23 protein-coding genes are annotated in these 20,985 nt (G+C 62.4%); 12 read left to right on the forward strand and 11 right to left on the reverse strand.

The genetic code is table 11. The annotated features are described in order from the left end of the window. Nucleotides 1-168: 168 nt before the first annotated feature. From pdhA to OKC44_RS05675, 5 genes are all read left to right on the forward strand, one after another. Entirely contained in the window at nucleotides 169-1,260 is a 1,092-nt protein-coding gene (gene pdhA / locus OKC44_RS05655) for a pyruvate dehydrogenase (acetyl-transferring) E1 component subunit alpha (protein WP_016351338.1), read from the forward strand. Further along, nucleotides 1,257-2,243, forward strand: a complete 987-nt coding sequence (locus OKC44_RS05660; RefSeq protein ID WP_043158947.1) for an alpha-ketoacid dehydrogenase subunit beta — start codon at nucleotides 1,257-1,259, stop codon at nucleotides 2,241-2,243. Before pdhA ends, OKC44_RS05660 begins: the two co-directional genes overlap by 4 nt. Further along, complete coding sequence (locus OKC44_RS05665; RefSeq protein ID WP_171280818.1) at nucleotides 2,240-3,340, forward strand: dihydrolipoamide acetyltransferase family protein; 1,101 nt, start codon at nucleotides 2,240-2,242, stop codon at nucleotides 3,338-3,340. Before OKC44_RS05660 ends, OKC44_RS05665 begins: the two co-directional genes overlap by 4 nt. Nucleotides 3,341-3,544: 204 nt before the next feature. Beyond that, complete coding sequence (locus OKC44_RS05670) at nucleotides 3,545-3,754, forward strand: cold-shock protein (RefSeq protein WP_005331438.1); 210 nt, start codon at nucleotides 3,545-3,547, stop codon at nucleotides 3,752-3,754. Between the two features lie 121 nt (nucleotides 3,755-3,875). Continuing rightward, nucleotides 3,876-4,181, forward strand: a complete 306-nt coding sequence (locus tag OKC44_RS05675) for a hypothetical protein (protein WP_171280817.1) — start codon at nucleotides 3,876-3,878, stop codon at nucleotides 4,179-4,181. Here the strand turns inward: OKC44_RS05675 and OKC44_RS05680 are convergent. Continuing rightward, nucleotides 4,168-4,416 carry a TIGR02647 family protein gene (locus OKC44_RS05680; protein WP_011706664.1) on the reverse strand — a complete coding sequence of 83 codons (249 nt, stop codon included), beginning with the start codon at nucleotides 4,414-4,416 and terminating at the stop codon, nucleotides 4,168-4,170. The genes OKC44_RS05675 and OKC44_RS05680 overlap by 14 nt on opposite strands. Before the next feature lie 250 nt (nucleotides 4,417-4,666). On the opposite strand from OKC44_RS05680, the gene OKC44_RS05685 reads away from it, so the two are divergent. After that, the gene (locus OKC44_RS05685) at nucleotides 4,667-5,224 is read left to right on the forward strand and encodes a hypothetical protein (RefSeq protein ID WP_029303994.1); all 558 of its coding nucleotides are present in this window, start codon (nucleotides 4,667-4,669) and stop codon (nucleotides 5,222-5,224) included. A gap of 93 nt (nucleotides 5,225-5,317) precedes the next feature. Then, nucleotides 5,318-5,710, forward strand: coding sequence for a DUF2750 domain-containing protein (locus OKC44_RS05690; RefSeq protein ID WP_005302792.1), 393 nt, complete (start codon nucleotides 5,318-5,320; stop codon nucleotides 5,708-5,710). A gap of 114 nt (nucleotides 5,711-5,824) precedes the next feature. Here the strand turns inward: OKC44_RS05690 and OKC44_RS05695 are convergent, their stop codons facing one another. The 5 genes from OKC44_RS05695 to OKC44_RS05715 form a co-directional block, all read right to left on the reverse strand. Further along, nucleotides 5,825-7,675, reverse strand: coding sequence for an extracellular solute-binding protein (locus tag OKC44_RS05695; protein WP_270811528.1), 1,851 nt, complete (start codon nucleotides 7,673-7,675; stop codon nucleotides 5,825-5,827). 121 nt (nucleotides 7,676-7,796) lie between these two features. Continuing rightward, entirely contained in the window at nucleotides 7,797-8,687 is an 891-nt protein-coding gene (locus OKC44_RS05700; protein ID WP_270811531.1) for an EamA family transporter, read from the reverse strand. A gap of 127 nt (nucleotides 8,688-8,814) precedes the next feature. Further along, complete coding sequence (locus tag OKC44_RS05705; RefSeq protein WP_011706659.1) at nucleotides 8,815-9,561, reverse strand: DeoR/GlpR family DNA-binding transcription regulator; 747 nt, start codon at nucleotides 9,559-9,561, stop codon at nucleotides 8,815-8,817. 92 nt (nucleotides 9,562-9,653) lie between these two features. Then, entirely contained in the window at nucleotides 9,654-12,086 is a 2,433-nt protein-coding gene (locus OKC44_RS05710) for a formate C-acetyltransferase/glycerol dehydratase family glycyl radical enzyme (protein WP_270811532.1), read from the reverse strand. A gap of 52 nt (nucleotides 12,087-12,138) precedes the next feature. Continuing rightward, nucleotides 12,139-13,035 (reverse strand): glycyl-radical enzyme activating protein, encoded by an 897-nt coding sequence (locus tag OKC44_RS05715; protein WP_236766636.1) that lies wholly within the window; start codon nucleotides 13,033-13,035, stop codon nucleotides 12,139-12,141. Between the two features lie 128 nt (nucleotides 13,036-13,163). Between OKC44_RS05715 and fsa the strand changes: the two genes are divergently transcribed. Next, nucleotides 13,164-13,814 carry a fructose-6-phosphate aldolase gene (gene fsa / locus OKC44_RS05720; RefSeq protein WP_236766637.1) on the forward strand — a complete coding sequence of 217 codons (651 nt, stop codon included), beginning with the start codon at nucleotides 13,164-13,166 and terminating at the stop codon, nucleotides 13,812-13,814. 99 nt (nucleotides 13,815-13,913) lie between these two features. Further along, entirely contained in the window at nucleotides 13,914-14,102 is a 189-nt protein-coding gene (locus OKC44_RS05725) for a hypothetical protein (RefSeq protein ID WP_024942451.1), read from the forward strand. Here OKC44_RS05725 and OKC44_RS05730 read toward each other — a convergent pair. Beyond that, nucleotides 14,099-15,295, reverse strand: a complete 1,197-nt coding sequence (locus OKC44_RS05730) for an HD-GYP domain-containing protein (protein ID WP_101615498.1) — start codon at nucleotides 15,293-15,295, stop codon at nucleotides 14,099-14,101. The two genes, OKC44_RS05725 and OKC44_RS05730, sit on opposite strands and share 4 nt — an antisense overlap. Before the next feature lie 174 nt (nucleotides 15,296-15,469). On the opposite strand from OKC44_RS05730, the gene rsuA reads away from it, so the two are divergent. Beyond that, nucleotides 15,470-16,162 (forward strand): 16S rRNA pseudouridine(516) synthase RsuA, encoded by a 693-nt coding sequence (gene rsuA, locus OKC44_RS05735; protein ID WP_016351327.1) that lies wholly within the window; start codon nucleotides 15,470-15,472, stop codon nucleotides 16,160-16,162. 11 nt (nucleotides 16,163-16,173) lie between these two features. Here the strand turns inward: rsuA and OKC44_RS05740 are convergent, their stop codons facing one another. After that, nucleotides 16,174-17,079, reverse strand: a complete 906-nt coding sequence (locus tag OKC44_RS05740; RefSeq protein WP_029299790.1) for a DMT family transporter — start codon at nucleotides 17,077-17,079, stop codon at nucleotides 16,174-16,176. A 225-nt stretch (nucleotides 17,080-17,304) separates the two neighbouring features. On the opposite strand from OKC44_RS05740, the gene OKC44_RS05745 reads away from it, so the two are divergent. Together OKC44_RS05745 and yfcE are read left to right on the forward strand one after the other, a co-directional pair. Beyond that, nucleotides 17,305-18,942 carry a peptide ABC transporter substrate-binding protein gene (locus OKC44_RS05745; protein ID WP_236766638.1) on the forward strand — a complete coding sequence of 546 codons (1,638 nt, stop codon included), beginning with the start codon at nucleotides 17,305-17,307 and terminating at the stop codon, nucleotides 18,940-18,942. Nucleotides 18,943-18,952: 10 nt separating this feature from the next. Beyond that, nucleotides 18,953-19,495, forward strand: a complete 543-nt coding sequence (yfcE, locus tag OKC44_RS05750; RefSeq protein ID WP_236766639.1) for a phosphodiesterase — start codon at nucleotides 18,953-18,955, stop codon at nucleotides 19,493-19,495. A gap of 57 nt (nucleotides 19,496-19,552) precedes the next feature. Here the strand turns inward: yfcE and OKC44_RS05755 are convergent, their stop codons facing one another. The 3 genes from OKC44_RS05755 to flgA all read right to left on the reverse strand — a co-directional run bounded on the left by OKC44_RS05755 (nucleotide 19,553) and on the right by flgA (nucleotide 20,982). Beyond that, nucleotides 19,553-19,966 (reverse strand): flagella synthesis protein FlgN, encoded by a 414-nt coding sequence (locus OKC44_RS05755; RefSeq protein ID WP_041217323.1) that lies wholly within the window; start codon nucleotides 19,964-19,966, stop codon nucleotides 19,553-19,555. Further along, the gene (gene flgM / locus OKC44_RS05760) at nucleotides 19,966-20,286 is read right to left on the reverse strand and encodes a flagellar biosynthesis anti-sigma factor FlgM (protein ID WP_011706648.1); all 321 of its coding nucleotides are present in this window, start codon (nucleotides 20,284-20,286) and stop codon (nucleotides 19,966-19,968) included. The genes OKC44_RS05755 and flgM overlap by 1 nt, the downstream gene beginning before the upstream one ends. A gap of 90 nt (nucleotides 20,287-20,376) precedes the next feature. Next, the gene (flgA, locus tag OKC44_RS05765) at nucleotides 20,377-20,982 is read right to left on the reverse strand and encodes a flagellar basal body P-ring formation chaperone FlgA (RefSeq protein ID WP_016351323.1); all 606 of its coding nucleotides are present in this window, start codon (nucleotides 20,980-20,982) and stop codon (nucleotides 20,377-20,379) included. Nucleotides 20,983-20,985 lie beyond the last annotated feature (3 nt).

Here is a 20,985-nt window from a genome sequence, read left to right on the forward strand (position 1 = left end):
GCTCCCTGTTTCGTTTTCTCTCAGCCGAAAAATCCAGCTTCTTTCTGAAATTAAAGAAGTTTCTACTGGTCTTACCTGGCTAAATCTCATTGCCCTTTGGTTAACAATCTATTTACATTCAAAGGGTCACCTCATGGTGGTGACGTTGACAACGGCAAGGAGCCAGTTATGACCCATGTCGACATCCCTTTCCTTCGTTACCTCGATGAGGAAGGGCGCCCGGTCGCCACACTACCGACCTGGCTGGACAAGGCGATACTGCACACCTTCTACCGCAACATGGTGATGGTGCGCAGCTATGACAAGAAAGCGATCGCGCTGCAGCGAACCGGCAAGCTTGGTACGTTTCCCTCCCACCTGGGCGCCGAGGCGGTCGGGATTGGGGTTGGGCTCGCCATGCAGCCGCAGGATGTCTATGTGCCCTACTACCGGGACATGCCCACCCTCTATGTACGGGGCGTGCCCATGGAGAAAAACCTGCAGTACTGGGGCGGGGACGAGCGTGGCAGCGTCTTTTACAAGGCGGATGGCGAACTCTCCGAGGACCTGCCCATCTGCGTGCCCATCGCCACCCAGATCACTCATGCCGCCGGCATCGCCGCGGCCTTCAAACTGCGCAATCAAGCCAGGGTCGCCGTGGTGACCATCGGCGATGGCGGCACCTCCAAGGGCGACTTCCTGGAGGGGCTCAACTGTGCCGGCGTCTGGCACCTGCCCATGGTGATGATCATCAACAACAACCAGTGGGCCATCTCGGTGCCGCGCAAGCTGCAGTCGAGCGCTCCCACCCTGGCCCAGAAGGGCATAGGGGCCGGCGTGCGCAGCATTCAGGTGGACGGCAACGACGTGGTCGCCGTCTATGAGGCCACCCGCAGCGCCGTCGAGCGCGCCCGCAGCGGCAAGGGACCGACCCTGATCGAGGCGGTCAGCTATCGGCTGGGGGATCACACCACGGCCGACGATGCGACCCGTTATCGGGAAGCTGCCGAGGTGGAAGCCGCCTGGGCCAAGGAGCCGGTCAAGCGGCTGCGCCAGTTCATGTTTGAACAGGGCTGGTGGGACGAGCAGCAGGAGCAGGCATTGCTGGCCGAGGCGGCTCGCGAGGTCGAGCGCGCCGTGGCCGTGTATGAAAATACGGCGGCGCAGGCCCCGGAAACCCTGCTCGACTACCAGTTTGCCGAGTTGCCGAAGGATTACCGCACGCAGCGCCAGCGCATCATCGCCAAGGGCATGCAGCAGCACAGCGGGGAGGAAGCATGAGTGATATGACGTTGCTCGAGGCCGTCAATCTGGCGTTGCATCACGAGATGGAGCGGGACCCGGACGTGGTGGTGCTTGGCGAGGATGTGGGGGTCAACGGCGGGGTGTTTCGCGCCACCGTGGGCCTGCGCGACAAGTTCGGCTTCAAGCGGGTGATCGATACTCCGCTGGCTGAGGGGCTGATCGCCGGAGTGGCGGTCGGGATGGCTACTCAGGGGCTCAAGCCCGTGGCCGAGTTCCAGTTCCAGGGCTTCATCTTCCCGGGCATGGAGCAGATCATCTGCCAGGCAGCGCGGATGCGCAATCGCACCCGGGGCCGCATCACCTGTCCGATTGTTTACCGCTCCCCCTACGGCGCCGGCATTCACTCCCCCGAACACCACAGCGAGAGCGTGGAAGCCCTGTTCGCCCACATTCCCGGGCTGCGGGTGGTGATCCCCTCCAGCCCGAAACGGGCCTATGGTCTGCTGTTGTCGGCCATTCGCGACCCGGATCCCGTGATGTTCTTCGAGCCAGATCGCATCTATCGCTCGATGAAATCCGACGTAGTGGATGACGGCATCGGTCTGCCGCTGGATGTCTGCTTTACCCTGCGTCCTGGCCGCGACATCACGGTCGTTGCTTGGGGAGCCTGCATCCAGGAGGTAATGCGGGCAGCGAACCTGTTGGCGGAGCAGGACATTCAATGCGAAGTGCTGGATCTCGCCACCATCAAGCCGCTGGACATGGAGAGCATTCTGGCGTCGGTTCGCAAGACCGGTCGCCTGTTGGTAGTGCACGAAGCGTGCGGCAGCTTCGGGGTCGGCGCCGAGATCGTGGCGCGGGTCACCGAGGAGGCGCTGACCTCCCTCAAGGCACCGCCCAAGCGGCTCACCGGCGTGGATGCCGCCGTCCCCTATTACCGCAACGAAGAGTACTACCTCATCACCGAGCAGGACATTGCCGATGCGGCTCATCAGCTGATGGAGAACCAGTGGCTATGAAATTTTTCAAATTACCGGATCTGGGTGAAGGCTTGGCCGAAGCCGAGATCGTCGAATGGAAGGTCAGCGCCGGCGATACCGTGAGCGTCGACCAGGTGTTGTTGTCAGTAGAGACGGCCAAGGCGCTGGTGGATGTACCTTCGCCAGTGGCGGGGGTCATTGCCAGGCTGTGCGGGCAGGAGGGGGACATTCTGCACATCGGCGCACCGCTGGTGGAGTTTGAAGGCGGCGAGGATGACGGCACCGTCGTCGGCAAGGTCAATGCCCATCAGCAGCACATCGAGGATCACTTCGTGGTGGGAGTCATTGCTCCCGGCGGTGCTCTGGTGCAGGCCATGCCGGCCGTGCGCCTGCTGGCCCAGAAACTGGGGCTGGATATCGAGCGGCTCAAGGGGAGCGGCAGTGCCGGCATGGTGACCGAGCAGGACGTGCAGCAGGCATTCGAGGCCCAGCAGAGCAGTGGCAACGAGTTCCTCAAGGGCTCGCGCCGGGCCATGGCCAAGGCGATGGAGCTGTCCCATAAAACGGTAGTGCCGGTCAGCATCACCGATGAGGTGGACTTGCGTCACTGGCGCCCTGATGAGGACGTCACAGTGCGCCTCATCAAGGCCATCGGCGTGGCTTGTCGGGCGGAACCCTCCATGAACGCCTGGTTTGACGGCGACACCTTGTCAAGGCGGCTGTTCAGAGAGGTCAACGTGGCCATTGCGGTGGATTCCAAGCATGGGCTCTACGTGCCGGTCATGGAAAACGTGGCCGAGCGGGAAGGGGCCGATCTGCGCCAAGGGCTGGATCGCATGATTGCCGACGTGAAGGCGCGCGCCGTGCCGCGCGAGATGTTGCAGGGGGCGACTATCACTCTCACCAACTTCGGCGCCATCGCGGGGCGTTATGCCAGCCCGATCGTGACGCCGCCTCAGGTGGCCATCATAGGGGCGGGCAAATTGTTCGAGAAAGTCGTGTTCATTCATGGGGAGGCACGCCCGGTCAGAGCACTGCCGTTGTCGATGACGTTTGACCACAGAGCCTGCACCGGCGGTGAAGCGGCACGCTTCCTCAAGGCTCTGGTAAAGGCGCTGGAAGCCCCCGCATTGTGACAGGTGTGCCCTGCCGTGGCAGGGCACAAATTGTTTGCGTAATCCCCAAAGCCACGTATAATCTAAACCAGCTTGAAAGGGCGATAGTTATGTCAATGAATATGATGTTTTACATCTTTTCCTGTTGTTCATAAGTTAATCCCGTTTTTTGAGCTTTATCCGCTGAAAAGCATAAGTAATTATTTTGAATACAGGTTTAAAGATATGTCTAACATGATCACCGGTACCGTTAAGTTTTTCAACGAAACCAAAGGTTTTGGCTTCATCCAGCAAGAAAACGGCCCGGACGTTTTCGTTCACTTCAGCGCTATCAGCGGTAACGGTTTCCGTACCCTGGCTGAAGGTCAGCGCGTACAGTTCTCTGTGACCCAAGGTCAGAAAGGCCCGCAGGCTGAGAACGTAACTGCTCTGTAATTCTTACAGAATTTAAGAAAGCCGTGGTGCCTCTGGTTCCACGGCTTTTTGTTTATGGACGTTTCACTCCCATCTACAGAGAGTGAACGGTGCTACTTCCTACTCTCTCGTTGCCTCCACGATGCTGCCATCTCTTCTGTTTGCCGCCACGCTGATTACCTCTGCTGATGTACAGGGGCAAGATATCTTCGAGGTCGAAGCAAAAGCCGTATGCCAGCAGTTTGTCGAGGTGCGTGTGGGCGGTGGCTCCCTGCCCGACGAGATCAAGGCTCAACCATTGCCAAAACGGGTGGGGGAGTGGATGGTCGATGGCAAAGTAAAAGGACCCGAAGGTCCTTTGTTGTTTGCCTGTCTGCTGCGTCAGGGGAAACGCTGGGAGCTGCTCAACTTTTCGCTGTGGGCTCCCAAAGCGATCAAAGCGGTTTGAGTGCGACCAGCAGGTGCTGCAGGTGCTCTACCATGGTCATGCCGAATGGCGTCAGATAGCCACCATCTTCCGCGCTGATGAGCCCCTGTTGATGCAGACGTGACGCTGCCTGGCAGAGTTCGTCGGACATGTCGCTGCGCAACTTGATCCCCAGGCTCATGTTGGCCGGATCAAAACATGCCAGTATTTTCAAATCGTTTACAAACTCGTTAGAAACCTGGTCGATCCCGATCATGAATGCACTCCTTACGCTAAAGATGTATGCAAACTAGCATTCCCGGATCCACTTTAGTGGGCGCTGGTTCAAACTATTGGGCTTTCTCCTTTCCATACGTGCTCAAACGCTGCTTTTTTGGTCGTCCTGCCAGTGCTTGCTGGAGGTGTAGTTGAGTCCGCCCCTGCCATGCCAAACATGGTAGGATAGGAGCCTCCTTTGTCTTTCTGGCCGAACACTGCGTATCGGCCTTCGGTTCAAGGCGTATTCCATGGTCAAGATCACACTGGTATCACTGCTGCACACACTGGGGACGCGTTTCCCCGTCTATCCCGCTTCCCTGTTGTTGCCCCTGCTCGAACAGCATCAGGGCGATGTCTGGCTGCCGGCCTGCAAGGGAGCGGATGTCGCCGCCCTGCGTCAGCATGGCAAGGGGGCAGCCGCCCAGACCCTGGCACCGCTGACGGCGGCCTGGTGTGATTTTGCCACCGGTGAAGAGGGGGCGACACCCGAGCTGGATGCATTGGCCAATTACGACAGCGAGATGATGGACAATTTGCTGATGTACTGGCACAGCCCGGCCAAGATCAACAGCCCGATCACCGACAACCTGTTCGAGTTGCGCCGCGAGGTGGTTGATGAGGCCCATGGCGGCAAGCTGGCCGCCGCCTGGCAAGCGCAACAACAGGCCCGTTTCGAGCAGATCCTGGCCGCAGCCCTGGCCGGACGGGAGCAGCTCTGCTTCGTCGAGGTGGAGTCCGCCTACTGGCTGCGCCAGCGTTTGAGCGAGATGGCGGAGATCACCCTGGTGACCCCCGAGCTGGGATGAGATCGCGAAAAATCGGTGACCGATCTCTCATACTGGACAAGGCGCCGGCAAGATGTGAACATGGCGCCCTTTATTGCACAAGAGACTTGACCGATGAGCTATGAACTGAGCGACACCGAGCGCAATGCAGCGCTGCAACTGAACGCGGACTACCGCTTTGATCACTTCATCAGCAAGCTGGTCGAGCACGAAGAGCTGTTCGTTCTGACCGACGAGCACGGCGTCATGATGTTGACCACCGACGATGAAGACTGCATCCCGGTATGGCCGCACCCGGAATACGCCAAGGCGTGGGCCGAAGGGGAGTGGGCCGACTGCAAGCCACAGTCCATCACCCTCAAGGTGTGGCTGGAGCGCTGGATCGACGGCATGGAGCAGGATGAACTGTGCGTTGCCGTGTTCCCGACCCCGGATCAGGAAGGTATCGTGCTGGAGCCGGCCGACGTGGCCGACGCCATCGCCCAAAAGCAGGCCAAGCGCGGTTAATCGCCGCTGCTTCCAGCTGGCAACCCCGGTTGCAAAAAAGACCCCGCCACTGTGCGGGGTCTTTTTGTTGGTGGCCTAGGCCAACCTTGGCAAAGAGGCAGGCTGCGCAGGCCCCTATTTCTGCTGATAGGTAGTATCAACCCGGGTGACGGCCGGGAAGGCCTGATCCGCCTTGATGGCGGCCTGGGTCTGCGTCTTGGCCTCATCATCAATCCAGAACAGGCCGCCGTAGCTGTAGCCGCTGTTGCTGCCGTCCAGCGGCCAGTAGAGCACCTCGCTCTTGGGCGTCGCCGGCAGCTTGGGCAGTTTTATCCAGCGCCAGGCCCCCTCCCGGGTGTAGGGCACCTGGTAGGCGGGTACGAAGCTGGCCAGCTCATAGAGCCGCTGCTGGATCTGGCGCGACAGCGCCGCTTTTTTGGCGAAGTCGAACTCCTTGTCGTACTGCTCCACCAGGGCCGTGATGACGTCGTCATCGATGTTCATGATGTTGTTGGTCTGCGGCTTGTTGGCGTTGATCTTGTGGAAGAACTCCCAGTAGGCGGGATAGCGGCTGCCTGACCAGGCCATCCAGGCGCTCTGGTGTTTTTTCTCCAGCATCGATTTGAAGCCGGCCGAGGCGTCCATCAGGTTGAGCTCGAGGTTGAGCCCCGCCTTCTTGGCCTCTTCACGCAGCAGGGTGAGGCGCTGGGCATGCTCCGCCGTGGTGTAGGTGATGGCCAGGGTCAGCGGCTGGCCCTGGCTGTTTTGCAGGGTACCGTCGGGGCCGGGTTTGGTGAAACCGGCCTTGGCGAAGTAGTGGCGCGCCAGCTCGGGATCAAACGGGCGGGCCTTGAGATCCGTGTTGGTGAACTCCCCCTGGCCGGAGCCATAGCTGTTGAGGCGCTGGTAATCCCCCCGCAGCAGGGTGGTGAGCATCTTGTCGAGGTTGAGGGCGTGCTGGATGCCAAGCCGCACATCGAGATTGCGCAGCAGCGGATCGGCGGTGTTGAGATAGAGCCCCGTTGGGGGTTGAGGGGTCTGATTGTAGAACCAGAGGCGTTCGATATAGCCCTTGGCGAACTCCGGCGTTTTGCTCTTGTCGTGCCACCAGTTGGGCATCACCAGCGGGAAGGTATCGAGCTCGCCGCGCAGGAAGTGCTGCCAGGCGATGTTCTGATCCCTGAGTACTTTGAGCTCGATCCGATCCGGGTTGAAACGGTGCTGGAAGTAGCGCTCGTCATTGCCCCACCAATCCTTGACCCGCTCGAAGGTGACCGACTTGCCCTTCTTCACCTCGCCAAGCTGATAGGGGCCGGTCACCGGCAGCAGCTTCCAGTTGTACACCTTGACCCAGTCTGCGGTGATCTTGATGGCGTGGCTGGGGGCCGGGCTGAAGGGCAGGGATTCCAGCAGATCCTGGCGACTCTTGGCCGTGCCGCTGGAGATGGCCAGGGTGTGATCATCAAACTTGGTCACCTCGCTTATCTGGGTGCTGTAGTAGTTGTTGTACCAGGGGTCATTGATCTCCTTGCTGCGCAGCAGCTTGAGGGTGAACAGCCAGTCATCGGCGGTGACCGGTTGACCGTCCGACCAGCGAGCCTTGGGATTGATGCGCAGATAGAGGGTCTTGTGGTCAGGCCCGAAGGCCCATTCGTTGGCCAGCATCGGCATGGGATTGCCGGTGACGGGATGGGTGCTCATGAGCGGCAGGTTGGTTTCTCGCATATAGCCGGCGAAGCCGCCGTTGGAGTCCGGGCCGTACACCCGCAGGGTCAGCGGAAAACTGGTCATGAAGCCGCGAAAGGTGCCGCCCCGCTTGGCGGCCGGATCCGCGAAAGCGGGATCCGCGTTGTTGCTCTCCCAGGTCAGACCGGCTGGCAGGGTGGCGCTCCAGCCGTAGTGGCTCAGACAGAGGATCAGGGCAATGGCACTGGTGCGCAGAAGGCGCGGGATGATGCGGGGGTTTGCAGTGAAGGTCGATGGCATGTCCTTGCTCTCCTGATGGCTGCGTCCTGCAGGCCACTCGCTGGTGGCTCCAGCCCCGATGGGGGCTGGCTCATCATGGAAAGTTTCCCCGCCCTGGTCAATGGCGACGGGCAAATAAGGATCAGGTGGCCTGTGGCTTGAACCAGCGCAGCCGGCCACCCAGCAGATGCACCACGAATCCCAGCAGTACCAGGGCCGAGCCCAGCCACTGCAAGGGGGTGGGGTGCTCATCCAGCAGCAGTGCCGCTGCCACCATGCCGACGCAGGGCACCAGCAGGGAGAGAGGGGCCACCTGCGCCACCGGGTAGCGCATCAGCAGCCGTCCCCACAGGCCGTAGCCGAGCCAGGTGGCGACAAAGGAGAGATAGAGCACGCACAGGAACCCCTGCCAGCTGATGTTGAGCAGGCTGCTGGCCATCAGCTCGGGCCCCTCGAACAACCAAGAGAGCGCGAGGAAGGGAAGGATGGGCACCAGTCCGCCCCAGGCGATAAGGCTGGGCAGCGTGGTCTGGTAGCGCAGCCCGATCTGGCGATTGATGACGTTGCCAAGCCCCCAGCAGGCGGCCGCGCAGAGGGTCAGCACGAAGCCGAGCAGGGTCAGGTTGCCTTCGCCATGGGTGGCGATGAGATAGAGGCCGGCTCCCGCCAGCGGCAGGGCCACCCAGTGGTGGGGTTGCCAGCGCTCACCCAGCCAGATCATGGCGAACAGCAGGGTGAACACCACCTGGGATTGCAGCACCAGCGAGGCCATGCCCGCCGGCATGCCGAACTTCATGGCGCAAAACAGAAAGGAGAACTGCCCCAGACTGATGGCTCCGCCATAGGCCAGCAGCCAGCGCCACGGCATGGCGGGTCTGGGAACCAGCAAGATGGCGGGAAAGACCACCCCGACGAAGCGCAGCGCCCCCAGCAGCAGCGGGGGAATCCCCTCCAGCCCCCACTTGATGGCGACGAAGTTGAGCCCCCAGCAGAGGATGACCAGAGCGGCCAGAAATTTGTCCTTGGTGTGCATGCGGCGTCCTTCGGTCTGTGGCCTCTGGCAGGAGAGGCCAAAAGAGGACGAGCATACCCCAGCCTCGGTGGGCGCCGTCAAGCCGCCAGGCGGGGGAGCAACCCGGCAACGGGGGGCAAGGTGCGATTCAGGCGGCGACGCAGTGCACTGTGATGCCGCGTGCGGCCAGGGTGGCCCGCATGGGGGCGGGCAGGGCATCGTCGGTGACCAGCACGCCGATCTGGCCTGGCGTGCCGAGCGGGCTCGGGTGGATGGCACCGAACTTGCTGCTGTCGGTGATGACCACATTGGTCACCCCCTTGGCCAGCACGCTGTTGACCACGTCGGCCCGCATCATGTCGCGGCCGGTGAAGCCCATCTCGGGATGAAAACCGTCTACCCCGATGAAGGCCTTTGAGAAGTGTACCTGCTCGATGCACAGTCGGGTCAGCGGCCCCACCACGCTCTCGCTCTGATGCTGGAACAGGCCGCCGAGCAGCACTACCTGGGCCTGGGTGTCGCGCAGCAGGTGGGCGATGTAGCTGCTGATGGTGATGATGGTGACCCGCTTGTGCAGGGCCAGATGGCGGGCCAGCAGGGCGTTGGCGCTGCCCCCCTCGATAAAGACCGTCTCGCCATCCTCCACCAGCTGGGCGGCTCGCTCGGCGAGGCGCTCCTTGAGCAGGTAGTTGATGTTCATCCGGGCGTCGGGGTCGTCGCTCTCCAGCGCCATGGCCGAGCCGTGCACGCGCTTGAGCAGTCCCTGTTTTTCGAGGGCGGTCAGGTCGTTGCGCACCGTCACCTCCGAGACCCCGGTACGTTGGGAGAGCTCGCTCACGCTCATCTTGCGGGCCTGATGGACCAGGGTGAGGATCAGTTGGTGGCGTGGGTTCATGGGGCCTCGCTGGCTGGCAGTGGATAGCGGCAAGCCACCGCGCGGGTGGCTTGCTGGTCATAAAGGGGCACAGCTGCCCCTGGTGGGGCCCGTCAGAGACTGTGCTCGGTGCGGGCGATGATATCATCTTGCGCATCGGGGGATAAGGCGGTGAAGAAGGCCGAATAGCCCGCCACCCGCACCACCAGATCCCGATACTGGTCGGGATGGGCCTTGGCGGCCAGCAGGGTTTCGCGCGAGACGATGTTGTACTGCACGTGCCACCCCTTGTGTACCTCGAAGAAGGTGCGCAGCAGGCTCATCAGCTTGGCCTTGTCCCGCTCGTTTTCAAGGCTGGTCGGGCTCAGCTTCTGGTTGAGCAGCACGCCGCCGAGAATGGCCGCCGTGGGCAGCTTGCCGAGCGAGTTGAACACCGCCGTGGGGCCTAGGCGATCCGACCCCGACGCTGGGCTGGCCCCTTCCGCCAGCGGGGTGCGGGCGTGGCGGCCATCCGGGGTGGCCATGGTGGCCGCCCCAAACGGCACGTTGGCCGAGATGGAGGAGGTGCCCGCATAGTAGGTGCCGCCGATGGGGCCACGACCGAAGCGGGTGTTGTGCAACTCCTTGAGCTCGTCGATGTAGCTCTGGTAGGCCTGCACCAGCAGCATGTCTACCTCGTCCAGATCGTTGCCATATTTGGGGGCGGCATTGGTGAGGCGCATGCGCAGCTGCTCCCCTTTGACCCCGGCAAAATCCTGCTCGAGCGCCTCGGCCAACTCGCGCTGATCCACCACCCCCTGCTCGAACACCAGTTTCTTCAGCGCCGCCAGGCTGTTGCCCAGATTGGCGATCCCCACCTGCAGGCCGGAGACCCAGTCATAGACGGCGCCCCCCTGTTTGATGGTCTTGCCGCGCTCGATGCAGTCATCCACCAGCGCGCTGCAGAGGATGTCGTGGGCCTGGGCCTCCAGCACGCTGTCGACCACGCAGTCGATCTCGATGGATTTGCGGGTGAAGTAGCGCACCTGCTCGTCCCAGCGGGCCATCACCTCGTCGAAGTGACCGAACGAGCCTTGCCGCAGTGACTGGGGCTGGGGCAAGAAGACCTTGCCGGTGGTGGCGTCGCGGCCGCCATCGAGTGCCGCCAGCAGGATGCGGGCGAAGTTGATGAAGCTCATGCCGGTGCAGCGATAGCCCCACTTGCCGGGCACTGCGGTTTCGATGCAGCCGATGGCGGCGTAGTGGTGGGCATCCTCCTCGCTTACGCCGAGCTTGATGAACTCGGGGATCACCACCTCGTCGTTGTTGAAGGCGGGCATGCCGAAGCCGCAGCGGATCACCTGGATGCAGGCGTCGAGGAAATCCTCGCTCATTCGTGCGTGGTAGCGCACCGAGAGGTTGGGCTGGGTGGAGCGCAGCTGGCCGCAGGACTCCAGAATCGCGTAGGAGAGGCCGTTGACCGCGTCATGGGCCTTGCCATCCCGCCAGTTCTGGCCGCCGATGGTGACGTTTTGATAGAGCGGGCTGCCGGCGGAGGCCTTGGAGTGGGTGCCGGAGCGGATCTTGTTTACCTCCAGCAACTTGAGCCAGCACCCTTGCAGCAGCTCGATGGCGCATGTGCGCGGCAGGGATTCCGACAATTCCACCTCGCGGCGATACCAGGGGTAGAGGTACTGGTCCATCCGGCCAAACGACACCGAGTGGCCGTTGGACTCGATCTGCAGGATGAGCTGGATGAAGTAGCAGAGCTGCAGCGCCTGCCAGAAGGTCTCGGGAGGCCGGTGGGCGATGTGGGCGCAGTTGAGGGCGATGGTCTCAAGCTCGCAGCGGCGCTCGGGACGCGGCTCTTGCGCGGCCATGTCGCGGGCCAGCGCGGCGTAACGCTCGATGTGCTGGCTGACAGCATCGAAGGTGATGGCGACGGCCTGCAGGAACTGCTCGCGCTGCAGATCGGCCCAGTCCGCCAGATCGAGCCGGCCGCGCCGCTCGGCCACCTTGGCCTTGAGGCCGTCGAGACCGAGGGCAAGCAGCTGCTCATAGTTGACCGCGAGGTGCGCATCCCCCGAGGTCATGTTGCCCTCGGCCTTGATGATGCCGCTCTCCAGCAGCCCCTTCTGCTCGTCGGTAAAGAGGCCGTAGCAGCGATCCTGCACCGTCTGGCCGCGCCAGAAGGGGGTGAGGGCGTGGATGGCTAGCTTGTCTGCCTCGCTCACCGCAAAGCCGGCGCCGGGGCGGTCCGCCAGCTCATCGATCTCCTTCTCGATCCAGCCCACCGTGTATTCGGGAAAGAGCGGCGCCGCCCGCACCTGGCTCGCCTGGTTGCCGACGATGAGCTCGTCGTGCTTGATCCAGATGGTGCGCTCCTTGAGGTGGTGGGCCAGCGCCAGGGCGCGGCGCACCGGCAGCGGCCGGGCCAGATGGGCCTGATAGGCTTGCGTGTAGTGGCGGGCCCGCTCGGTGCAGACCGGCGGCTGGACGATGTGGATCAGGCTCTCCTTGTGGGCACGGATCCGCGGGGGCAGGGTGGTGAGGTCGAGCTGGGTCATGGTCTTATCCTCTGGTCATTGGACAGTGAGTGGCTGATGCCATGGGGTGTTGCTAGCCCCGGGTGAGCGGGGTCAGCCCCTGCGCACGGGCACACTCATGGGCAAAGGCGAGCAGTGCCGGGTCATCGAGTGGTTGCGGTGGGGCCTGATAGGGTTGGTCGAGCAGGGCGTACTTGCCTGCGCCCAGGGTGTGGTAGGGGAGAAAGTGGATCTCCTGTACGGTGCCAAGAGTGGCGGCGGCTTGGGTGATGGCCTCGATGGATGCGCGGTCGGCATTGAAGCCGGGGATGAGCGGCACCCGGATCTGCATGGCCACGCCGCGCTCGGCCAGACGCCTGAGGTTGGCCAGGGGCAGGGCGACCTTGCCACGGGTCCAGTCGAAGAAGCGCTCCTCATCCACATGCTTGAGATCCGCCAGCAGCAGGTCGAGGTGGGGGAGGCTAGGTTCAATCTGGTGCCAGGGGACGTGCAGGCAACTTTCCACCGCGGTATGCAGCCCCTCGGCCTGGCAGCGGGCCAGCAGGCTGGCGGCAAATTCGGGCTGCATGAAGGGCTCGCCGCCGGAGAGGGTGACCCCGCCGCCACTGCGCTCGAAGAAAGGGCGATCCCGCAGGATGGTGGCCATCAGGGTGTCCAGGCTCTCCTCCCGGCCGCACACCTGCAGCGCTTCGCTGGGGCAGAGGCCGCGCAGCCGTTCCACATCCTGATTGCCGAGGTCTGAGCGGGTGAGCTGGACACCCTGGCTGTCACGCAAGATTGCCGGGCAGGCGTCGCTGCAGAGCCGGCATCCCTCGATGCATTGGCGCCGGTCGAGTAGTATGTCCGGCTTGGGAGAGCGGCTTTCCGGGTTTTGACACCAGCGACAGGCCAGCGAGCACCCCTTGAGAAACACCAGGGTGCGAATGCCGGGGCCATCATGGGTTGAATAGCGTTGCAGGTCGAAAATCATACCGCCTCCTTTTGTTTTTGCATTCTATTTTCTTTCGTTCGAAAGTTGATTTGATTTTGATCAAACAATGTGCGGATGTTATCTCGCTAGAATGGCGACAGATTGAACATCCCATTAAGGAGTCAGAGATGGAGCTTTATCTCGATACTGCCGATGTGGCTGCGGTGCGCCGCTGGTCACGGATCCTGCCGCTGGCCGGCGTCACCACCAACCCGTCCATTACCGCGGCAGGCGGCATGCCGTTGACCGAGCTGCTGCCCGCCCTGCGGGAGGTGCTGGGGCCCAAGGCGCGGCTGTTTGCCCAGGTGATGGCCAGAACCGAGACCGAGATGGTGCGCGAGGCATTTGCCCTGCGTGAGCTGGACCGGGACCTGGTGATCAAGATCCCGGTATGTGAAGAGGGGCTGGCGGCCATCAAGACCCTGACGGCCAACGGGGTGCCGACCCTGGGTACGGCGGTCTATACCCCGCTGCAGGGCTGGCTGGCGGCGGTGGCGGGGGCGGAATATGTGGCGCCCTACGTCAACCGGCTGGATGCCCAGGGGGGCGATGGCATCGCCACCGTACAGGAGCTGCAACAGCTGCTGGCGCTGCACGCGCCGCACAGCAAGGTGCTGGCGGCATCGTTCCGCACTCCGCGCCAGGCGCTTGACTGCCTGCTGGCGGGTTGCCAGTCCATCACATTGCCGCTCGATGTGGCCGAACAGCTGCTGCGGGTACCGGCGGTGGACGCGGCGCTGGCGAAGTTTGACGAGGATTGGCAGCGGGCGTTTGCCTGAGGCTGCTTGAAGGCAGGATGAAGGGGCGGCAGGCGGGCTAAGCTAGAAGAGAGGGCCCGCTGTTGCGGGCCGGTATCGATGGCTGATCGGAGGTGCCCCATGAGCGACCATACCCTGCTGCCCCATGGTGAAGATCTGCGCCGCGCCGTGCGCTGGCTCAGCGAGCACCATCAACACGACATCCGGGCCATCGAAGAAGCCTGCATCCGCTTTGATCTGTCGCCGCTGGATGAGGAGTTTCTCATCCAGCACTGCGCCGAGCGGTTGCGGGAGGGGGATGCCGACTAGACGAAGTTGGCGAGGTTGATGCCGAACTCCTTGGGATCGACCGTGCTCTCGATGGTTTCCTGCACCCCGTTCTTGGCCAGGTCCAGCCACTGCACCTCGAGGTAGTGGCGCTGGGTCCCGTGATAGATCACCTTCACCACCGGTTTGAGCGGCTCATGGGGATTGCGCTGCATGACGATGGCCAGCCGCTGGTTGGAGAGCTGCACCAGCGTCCCCACCGGATAGACCCCCATGCACTTGATGAACTTGGTGACCAGTTCGGCATCGAAGTGGTGGTTGATCCCCTTGAGCAGAATGCGAAAGGCCTGGGTCGGCTGCATCCCCTGCTTGTAGACCCGATCCGCCGTAACGGCGTCATAGACATCGACGATGCCGCTCATGCGGGTATAGAGCGAGAGCTGCTCGCCTTTGAGTCGCTGCGGGTAACCGGTGCCGTCGAGCCGTTCGTGATGGTTGGCGGCCACCTCCAGCATGGTGGCGGTGATGCCGGGGGTGTTGCTCAGGATCTCGTAGCTGTGCACCACGTGCTGGCGCATGACGGCGAACTCCTCGTCGGTGAGCTTGCCCGGCTTGTTGAGCACCTCGTCCGGGGTCATGATCTTGCCCACGTCGTGCAGCAGGCCGCCCAGGGTCAGCTCCTTGAGCACGCTGCGATCCAGGTCCAGATAGCGGCCGAAGTTCGCCAGCAGGATGGCGACGTTCATCGAGTGCTCCATCAGGTAGGCATCCTTGGCGCGAATGCGGGCCAGGCAGAGCATGGCGTCACCGTGGGTGAACATGGTGTCCACCATCTCTTCGGCGACCGCCGCCAGCGGCGTGATGTCGATGGGCTCTCCCGCCTTGAGATGGCGGATGAACTTGCCCTGCAGCTCGCGGGCCTCCTGATAAAGCCGGCGGATCTTCAGCTCGCGCCCCTCGCCGTTGCCACTGCCGGAGGGACGCTGGGTGCTGGTCGAGGAGATGGCCGGATCGGGAGAGATGACCTGCTCGATGCCGGGCAGCTTGCTGCGGGCGAGATCGACCCGCACCGTGAGTACGCCGCGCTTGACCAGATCGTTGATCTGCTGGCGGGTGGTCACCAGCCCCATCTGGGCAATCTCCATGCCGCCGGTCTGGCTGATGATGGCGATCACGTACATGCCGGGTTGCAGCTGGTTGACGGGAATAACGGGATGAGGTGTTTGCGACTTCATACGGCTTCCTGAACTTTATTATTATGCGTAACGTTAGGCCCTCTGTTGGCAGTCTAACACCGGCGCCCCGGTTCGTCATGGCGACATGCGTGGCGGCCGCGGCGCTTAGTGCTGGAGTTGTCGGCCCCGGCCGATATAATGACGCCCCTTTCTTGATGGACTCTGAGGTTGTGCATGCGGCTCGATAAATTTCTTTGCGATTGTTCCGACTTGACCCGCTCGCTGGCGGGCAAACTGATCCGGCAGGGAGAGGTGATGGTGGACGGCATCGTGGTCAAGCAGCCCGCCTTCCACATCAACGAGCAGAGCCAGGTGGAATTTGACGGTGTCACCCTGACCCTGGATCAGCGCAACCGCTACTTCATGCTGCACAAGCCGGAAGGGTATGTCTGCTCCAACGAAGACCCGGATCACCCCACCGTGTTCTTCCTGATGGACGAGCCGGCCATGGGCAAGCTGCACGTGGTGGGACGGCTCGATCTCGACACCACCGGTCTGGTGCTGGTGACCGATGACGGCCAGTGGTCCCATCGCATCACTTCCCCTCGTCACGAGTGTGCCAAGACCTACCACGTCTGGCTGGCCGACCCGGTCAGCCCGGATGCCATCGCATTGTTTGCCGAAGGGGTGCTGCTGCGCAGCGAGACCGAGAAGACCCGGCCGGCCCAGCTGGAGATCCTGGGAGAGTGCGAGGCGCGTCTGACCATCCACGAGGGCAAGTACCATCAGGTGAAGCGGATGTTTGCCGCCATCGGCAACAAGGTGGTGGGACTGCACCGGGAGCGGGTGGGCGACCTGACGCTGGATGAAGAGCTTGCACCGGGCGAATATCGCGAGCTCACCGCCGACGAGATCGCCCGGTTCTGACCCGTCGGGAGTCAGTGTCCGCTGGCTCCCAGTACCAGCGTGGTGCCAAGGGTCGCCAGCAGGGCGCCGGCCCAGGCCGCCAGGGAAGGGCGCTGGCCCGAGTGCCACCACAGCAGTGGCAGCAGGATCACCGGCGTGGTGGAGGAGAGGATCGCCACCATGCCGACGTCCCCCTGGCGCAAGGCGACCAGGATCAGCGTCATGCCCATGGCCATCGCCAGAAAGCCGTTGATGCCGATCATCCCCAATACCTGGCGGTTGATGGGGTTGTGCGGCAATGACAGCGGTACTCTCAGCGCCCGCAGGGTGCAGTGGGCCAGCAGGGCGCTGCCCATGCGGATGCCGGAGGCGCTGATCGCATCCACGGTGCCACTCATCATCACCGGTTTGGCGATGATGGCACCCAGGCTCTGACAGAAGGCGGCGGTCAGGCCCAGACCGATGCCGATGACGAGATGGCCGCGCACCTGTTCCCATTCACTCTGCTGAGCATTGCCACGGCGGCCGAACAGGATGGCCAGCATGACGCCGGCAAAGACCAGCATGGCCCCCACCAGTCGCCAGCCACCGAGCTGCTCGCCAAACAGCCAGAGGCCGAGCAGGGCGGAGAAGAGGGCGTGGCAGGAGAACAGCAGGCCACTGCGTCTTGGCCCCAGCCGGTTCATGCAGGCAAACAGGGCGGTGTCGCCGACGAAGATACCGATTAGCCCCGACAGTGCCAGCAGGGGCAGGGCGCTCTGGGTCAGGGTCTGCCAGCCGCCGGTGGCCAGACTAGCCGACCCCAGCATCAGGCTGACCAGCAACATACGCCAGCGGCTGTAGGCAAATGCTCCCAGGTGGCGCGCCGGTTTGACGGAGATGAGGGCAGCTACCGCCCATAAACTGGCTGCTGCCAGTGCCAGCCACTCGTACCCCATAAAAACTCCTGAAAATGTAGCCAGATGCAGGATGCAGGCGACAACCGCTCGCACCTCATAAAAAACTACGGAAAAAAATAGCCCGAGAGACTCCATCTCTTGGGCAAGCCCGATACAATACGGGGCGTCTTCGGGGATAACAAGCGCGGCATCATGCATTCGTATTCAGGCGCGCCGCCGGCCTTCCCCCTTCTTGAAATAAGTGTTTTGAACGAGGTTTATGTCATGGTTTTGTGCCCCGCTTCCCGGCCAGCCCGTCGCTGGCTCTCTCCCTTGCTGCTGGGCCTGCTGCTGGCGCCGCCGCTGCAGGCGACCACGGTATCCCAGGAGCCTGCGCTGTCTGATCGCCAGACCCTGGTCAAGGGCAATGGCGCCGAACCCGAGTCCCTCGATCCGGCCCAGATCCGCTCCGGTTTTCCCGGTGAAGTGGTGCTGGTGGACTTGTTCGAGGGGCTGGTGAGCGAAGATGGGCAGGGGCGGATCGTGCCGGCCCAGGCCCTGCGCTGGGAGACCAGCGAGGACGGGCTGGTCTGGCGTTTCTTCCTGCGCCCCCAGCTCAAGTGGTCCAATGGTGACGCGCTCACCGCCGCCGATTTCGTCTATGCCTGGCGCCGTCTGCTGGACCCGGCCCAGGCCTCGCCCTCAGCCGGCCTGCTGCTGGCGACCGGCATCAACAATGCCCAGTCCATCTACGCCGGCGCGCTCGATCTCAACACCCTGGGGGTGGAGGCGGAAAGCGACCAGATCCTCAAAGTGACGCTGGAGCGGCCGGTGCCCTACTTCCTGCAGCTGATAAGCCAGCGCCCCTTCGTGCCGGTCAACCAGAAAGCGGTCAGCCAGTTTGGCAAGCAGTGGACCCAGCCTGGCAAGCTGGTCAGCAACGGTGCCTACAAGCTGGTGAACTGGGTGCCCAATGAGCGTATCGAGGCCGAGCGCAACGTCCAGTACTGGGATGATGCCCACACCCGGATCCAGCGGGTGACCTACCTGCCGCTCGCCTCCCAGCATGCCGAGCGGCTGCGCTACGAGGCGGGGGAGATCCAGCTCACCAACAAGGTGGCGCTGGAGTATTACCAGAAGACCAAGGAGGCGACCCCCGAGCGGATCTGGGGACTGCCGCTATTGGGCACCTACCTCTACACCTTCAACCTGCGTCGCCCCGAGCTGCAGGACGTGCGGGTGCGCCAGGCGCTGGCTATGACCATAGATCGGCACCTGTTGACCGAGAAGGTCAGCGGGCAGGGAGAGCAGGCCGCCTGGTCGCTGCTGCCCGGCATGCCGGGCTATGAGGCGCTGAGCTCCCCTCTGGCCCTGCAGGATCAACCGACCCGGTTGGCCAAGGCGGCAGCCCTGCTGGCCCAGGCGGGCTATGACAGTCAGCATCCTCTCAAGCTGACGCTCACCTACAACACCTCGGAGAATCACAAGAAGCTGGCGCTGGCGGTCGCATCCATGTGGAAGCCGCTGGGGGTCGAAGTGACGCTCAGCAACATGGAGTGGAATGCCTATCAGGTGGCCAAAGACAGCGGCGATTTCATGCTGGCCCGCTCCTTCCTGTTCGGGGATTACGTGGAGCCCTCTGCCATGCTCAACAGCTTCCGCTGCCAGGATCCCCAGAACGAGAGCGGTTACTGCAACCCGACCTTCGACGGCTTGCTGCAGCAGGCGGCTGATACCCTGGATGGCAATGCGCGGACCGGGCTCTACCACCAGGCCGAGCAGCTGCTGATGGACGAGATGCCGGCCATTCCCGTCTATCACTACAACCAGATGCGGCTGGTGGATCCCACCCTGCGCGGCCTGCCGGTGCAGAACCTCAAGGGGGCGATCGCCACCAAGGATCTCTACTTCAGCCAGCAGTAAGGAGCTTGCCATGAAAATTGCCATTCTTTCCGACCTGCACGGCAGCCTGAGTGCGCTGGAGCGGGTGCTGGACCAGCTTGCCCCCTGGCAGCCGGATCACTACCTGCTGCTCGGCGATCTGCTCAACCACGGCCCGCGCAACCCGGTGCCGCCGGGCTATGCCCCTGCGGCCGTGGCCGAGCGACTCAATACACTGGCTTCCCGCATCATGGCGGTACGGGGCAACTGTGATTCGGAAGTGGATCAGATGCTGCTGAATTTCCCCATCACAGCCCCTTACAACCAGATGCTGGTGGATGGTCGGCGCTGGTTCGTCAGCCACGGCCATCTTTATCGGCCTGCAGAGGTACCGCTGCCTGCCGGCAGCCTGTTCATCAGCGGTCACACCCATTTGCCCGTGTTGCAGCGTGAAGGGGAGCTGGTGCTGATGAACCCGGGATCCATCTGTTTTCCACGCGGCAACCTGGCGGCAAGTTATGGCCGTTACGAGGATGGGGTGCTCGGTATTCACGCCTGTGCGGACAGCGAAGAGCTGTTGCGGCTGGAACTGTAAAAGAGAAGGGATTGGGAGGGGCGTGCTGCGGAGCAGCCAGCCGTCATAACGGGGAAGTCAGGCCTTGATGCCGATGGAGCGGGTACCGGAGCGGGTATTGCCCTTGGCGTCATAGGTCAGGGAGTTGCGATCCCGCAGCTTGCTCAGGTAGCTGGCCAGCCGGCGGTTGGAGACGATGCTGAGCTCGAGCAGGCGCCCGTTCAGATCGTTCTGTTCCTGGCAGGCGTCGAGTTTTTCACGCAGGGTGCGCATCTGCTCGGGGTAGGCATTCAGTTGCTGTTTCAGGTCTGGCAGCAGCGCCATGGCCTTGTCCAGCTCTTCAATATCGGCAAGCAGCTTCTGCTTGCGCTCTGCCAGCTCGGGCAGCGCCAGCGCCTGGTGCTGCTTGAGCAGGTTGAACTCCTCCTCCAGCAAGCCTTGCATCTGGGAGAGGTAGTTGTCTTGAGTGTGCAGCAGCGAAGGTAAATCCATTATCCCAGCAACTTGTCGAGGTTGGATTCGAAGCTGAACATCTTCTTGGCCACAGCTTCGCTGTTGACCTGATATTCACCATTGGCCACGGCTTTCTTCAGGCTCTCGACCCGGCTTTCATTGCCGGTGGAAGCTGAGTTGAGGTTCTTCTGCATCTGTTGCAATTGCTGCGCCTCGCTGGTCAAGGAGACGGAGTCAGTCTTGACGGTCGCCGCACGGTTATCGGGGGACGAGGTTGCTGGTTTGGTATTGGCACCCTGGCTGCTCCCGGTATTTTGCAACCGGTTGTTCGCCAAGTTGTTGATATTGTTAATAGCCATAGTGTTTACCTTCGTCTGCTTTGCTGTTCGCTTACCTGTTTATCGGTGGTCATCGCCATAACTTTAGAAAAAAAGTGATCTGAAAAACACTCAGAAGGTGACCACCACGGAGCCAACAGCGTTGACTTTACCCTGCACCGTTTTGCCTGAGCGGATATTGACGAGCCTGATCATGTCTCCGAAGCTGCCATCTTGCAAGGCTCGGGCCATGGTTTTGATTTGCATGCTGCTATTTTCTGCGCTGAGAGTCACCTGATCGCCCTTGCAGACCACGCAGACCTGACTGAGCCGGATAGGCTGGCCTGGCTTGAGTTCGCGCTTGCTGCGCACGCCAATGAGCGCCGTGGTATCGCTGAGATAGTCGCCGCGGATCAGGGTCTGATCCTGATAGGCCTGCGTCAACACGCCTTCGCTCAGGATATCGCCCTTGGCCACCGGGGTGGAGACGGTCACATAAGGCTTCTGTATGCTGACCCGCACCGGCAGGTAGAGATCCCAGGGCTTCTCTTCCTCGCATTTGAGGTAGACGGTGGTATTGCGGCGGATCTCCATCTTGGCCGGCAGCGTGATGGCAAGATGTTCGTCGCAGCGACTCAATGGCAGGCGCTCATCGATGGAGGCTGCCTGCACCTGCACCTGGGCATCGAGCGGGACATCGAGCTGGCCGAGCACAAAATCCTGCGCCTTTTCTTGCAAGTA

Source organism: Aeromonas sp. S41-2 (genome assembly GCF_027705845.1).
Taxonomy (GTDB): domain Bacteria; phylum Pseudomonadota; class Gammaproteobacteria; order Enterobacterales; family Aeromonadaceae; genus Aeromonas; species Aeromonas hydrophila.

Bases quoted from the DNA above. Each gene is read 5' to 3' on its own strand.
- OKC44_RS05700 (WP_270811531.1), bottom strand. From the start codon at position 8,687: ATGCACACCAAGGACAAATTTCTGGCCGCTCTGGTCATCCTCTGCTGG.
- OKC44_RS05715 (WP_236766636.1), bottom strand. From the start codon at position 13,035: ATGATTTTCGACCTGCAACGCTATTCAACCCATGATGGCCCCGGCATT.
- OKC44_RS05755 (WP_041217323.1), bottom strand. From the start codon at position 19,966: ATGGATTTACCTTCGCTGCTGCACACTCAAGACAACTACCTCTCCCAG.
- pdhA (WP_016351338.1), top strand. From the start codon at position 169: ATGACCCATGTCGACATCCCTTTCCTTCGTTACCTCGATGAGGAAGGG.
- OKC44_RS05710 (WP_270811532.1), bottom strand. From the start codon at position 12,086: ATGACCCAGCTCGACCTCACCACCCTGCCCCCGCGGATCCGTGCCCAC.
- OKC44_RS05745 (WP_236766638.1), top strand. From the start codon at position 17,305: ATGGTTTTGTGCCCCGCTTCCCGGCCAGCCCGTCGCTGGCTCTCTCCC.
- OKC44_RS05740 (WP_029299790.1), bottom strand. From the start codon at position 17,079: ATGGGGTACGAGTGGCTGGCACTGGCAGCAGCCAGTTTATGGGCGGTA.
- OKC44_RS05675 (WP_171280817.1), top strand. From the start codon at position 3,876: ATGCTGCCATCTCTTCTGTTTGCCGCCACGCTGATTACCTCTGCTGAT.
- OKC44_RS05725 (WP_024942451.1), top strand. From the start codon at position 13,914: ATGAGCGACCATACCCTGCTGCCCCATGGTGAAGATCTGCGCCGCGCC.
- OKC44_RS05695 (WP_270811528.1), bottom strand. From the start codon at position 7,675: ATGCCATCGACCTTCACTGCAAACCCCCGCATCATCCCGCGCCTTCTG.
- OKC44_RS05665 (WP_171280818.1), top strand. From the start codon at position 2,240: ATGAAATTTTTCAAATTACCGGATCTGGGTGAAGGCTTGGCCGAAGCC.
- flgM (WP_011706648.1), bottom strand. From the start codon at position 20,286: ATGGCTATTAACAATATCAACAACTTGGCGAACAACCGGTTGCAAAAT.
- OKC44_RS05705 (WP_011706659.1), bottom strand. From the start codon at position 9,561: ATGAACCCACGCCACCAACTGATCCTCACCCTGGTCCATCAGGCCCGC.
- OKC44_RS05730 (WP_101615498.1), bottom strand. From the start codon at position 15,295: ATGAAGTCGCAAACACCTCATCCCGTTATTCCCGTCAACCAGCTGCAA.
- OKC44_RS05685 (WP_029303994.1), top strand. From the start codon at position 4,667: ATGGTCAAGATCACACTGGTATCACTGCTGCACACACTGGGGACGCGT.
- yfcE (WP_236766639.1), top strand. From the start codon at position 18,953: ATGAAAATTGCCATTCTTTCCGACCTGCACGGCAGCCTGAGTGCGCTG.
- OKC44_RS05660 (WP_043158947.1), top strand. From the start codon at position 1,257: ATGAGTGATATGACGTTGCTCGAGGCCGTCAATCTGGCGTTGCATCAC.
- rsuA (WP_016351327.1), top strand. From the start codon at position 15,470: ATGCGGCTCGATAAATTTCTTTGCGATTGTTCCGACTTGACCCGCTCG.
- fsa (WP_236766637.1), top strand. From the start codon at position 13,164: ATGGAGCTTTATCTCGATACTGCCGATGTGGCTGCGGTGCGCCGCTGG.
- OKC44_RS05690 (WP_005302792.1), top strand. From the start codon at position 5,318: ATGAGCTATGAACTGAGCGACACCGAGCGCAATGCAGCGCTGCAACTG.
- OKC44_RS05680 (WP_011706664.1), bottom strand. From the start codon at position 4,416: ATGATCGGGATCGACCAGGTTTCTAACGAGTTTGTAAACGATTTGAAA.
- OKC44_RS05670 (WP_005331438.1), top strand. From the start codon at position 3,545: ATGTCTAACATGATCACCGGTACCGTTAAGTTTTTCAACGAAACCAAA.